Origin of the sequence: Streptomyces sp. NPDC004647 (assembly GCF_040609575.1) — a bacterium.
GTDB lineage: Bacteria > Actinomycetota > Actinomycetes > Streptomycetales > Streptomycetaceae > Streptomyces.
This window is the reverse complement of the sequence record NZ_JBEXKU010000200.1, coordinates 1-1804: the sequence shown is the minus strand read 5'-3', so window position 1 is coordinate 1804 and position 1804 is coordinate 1. Positions and strand designations below refer to the sequence as shown.

At 69.5% G+C, this 1804-nt stretch carries 2 protein-coding genes; both read left to right on the top strand.

Annotated features, from left to right (window positions below; genetic code table 11):
* A partial coding sequence (locus ABZW18_RS34660) for a RidA family protein (RefSeq protein ID WP_356195477.1) occupies positions 1-306 on the top strand: 306 nt, incomplete at its 5' end.
* 117 nt (positions 307-423) lie between these two features.
* The coding region (locus ABZW18_RS34655; protein ID WP_356195479.1) for an NF041680 family putative transposase at positions 424-1804 on the top strand (1381 nt) is incomplete at its 3' end.

Sequence of the window (1804 nt, the reverse complement as noted above, 5' to 3'; positions counted from 1 at the left end):
CAGTGCCCGCTTGATCGGAATGGTGGCCTCGTCGGTTCCGGTTCCCTCGAGACGCAGGTCGACCAGGTTGTCGCGAACGCGCTCACTGCCCTGGCAGCGGTGAGTGCCCAGCCTGAACATGTGGTGCGGTCAGTGATCTATGTGCGGAGCGATGAGAGGGACATTCTCGGAGCCGCATGGCGTCGGCTCACCGAGTCTGCCCTGGGTCCGGCGTTCACCACCGCCAGCACGCTCTTGGGCGTCGCCCAGCTCGGCTTTCCGGGACAGCTTGTCGAGGTGGATCTCACCGTGGCGCTGCCTGACTGACGTCGAACGGCGTATCGAACTGGGTAGCCCAGCTGGGCATTCGCGGGACGCTGGGGCGGCCTTCGTCTGAGCATGTGCTCCGACCAAGGTGCACCGATCGAGACGAAGGCCGTGAAGGTGAGTCTGCTGCCTGACGCCGGTTCCGGGGAAGCGTTCGCGCAAGCGTCACGCTTCCGGGAGGAACTATTCGACTGCCTGACCGTGCGCGGGGACGAGCTGTTCGAGCTCGTGGACGCGTTGCTGTGCGCGGACGGCCCGGTGACCTCGCCGGTGGATCTGACGCTGGTGGCCGAGCACCGGCGTGGGCACGGCGCGATGTACGAGGCGCTGAACCACGGGAACGTGGACGTACCCCGGTTACGGCAGGTGCTGGCCGGTCTGCCGATGCCGCGGGCCGCCGACGGGCGCCTGGTCCTGGCCGTCGACGTCAGCAACTGGCTCCGCCCCGACGCGCCGACCAGCGCGGATCGCCTGTTCTGCCACGTCTACGGTCGCAGCGGACGGTCCTCGGACCAATTCATCCCCGGCTGGCCGTACTCGTTCGTCGCCGCCCTCGAATCGGGCCGGACGTCCTGGTGCCAGCTCCTGGACGCCGTCCGCTTCGGGCCCGAGGACGACGTCGCCGAGGCCACCGCCTCCCAGCTCCGCCGGGTGGTCACCGACCTGATCGAGATGGGCCGCTGGCACGTCGGTGACCGCGACATCCTCATCGTCTTCGACGCCGGCTACGACGCCCCCCGCATGGCCCACCTCCTCAACGGCCTCCCGGTCGAGGTGCTGGGGCGGATGCGCTCCGACCGCGTCATGCGCCGGCCGACGCCCTCGCTCAAGGAGTACGCCCAGTCCTACCCTCGGGGCGGGCGGCCACCGAAGCACGGCAAGGAGTTCCGCTTCGCCAAGCCGGACACCTGGGGCGAGCCGGATGCGGCAACCGTGCAGGTCACCGATCGATACGGCACGGCCCGCGCGATGGCTTGGGACCGCATCCACCCGCGCCTGACCACTCGCTCCGCGTGGATCGACCACACCGGCGAACTTCCCGTCATCGAGGGCACACTGATCCGCCTCCAGGTCGACCGCCTGCCCGGCGGAGGCGACCCGCTCCCGCTCTGGCTGTGGTCGTCCGCCACCGGCCTGAACAGCGAAGACGTCGACGTCCGCTGGCAGGCGTTCCTGCGCAGGTTCGACATCGAGCACACCTTCCGGCTGATGAAACAGACCCTTGGGTGGACCCGTCCGAAGCTGCGAACCCCCGAGGCTGGCGAACGCTGGACCTGGCTGATCATCGCCGCGCACACCCAGATCCGTCTTCTGCGCGAGGCCGCCGCCGACTTGCGGCGGCCGTGGGAGAAGCCCGCCGAGCCCGGCCGACTCACCCCAGCCCGAGTCCGCCGAGGGTTTCGGAACCTCCGCCCGCACCTGCACTGTCCGGCCCGAGCGCCGAAACCATCAACTCCCGGACCTGGCAGGCCACTTGGCTCGAAAAACCGGCACCCCG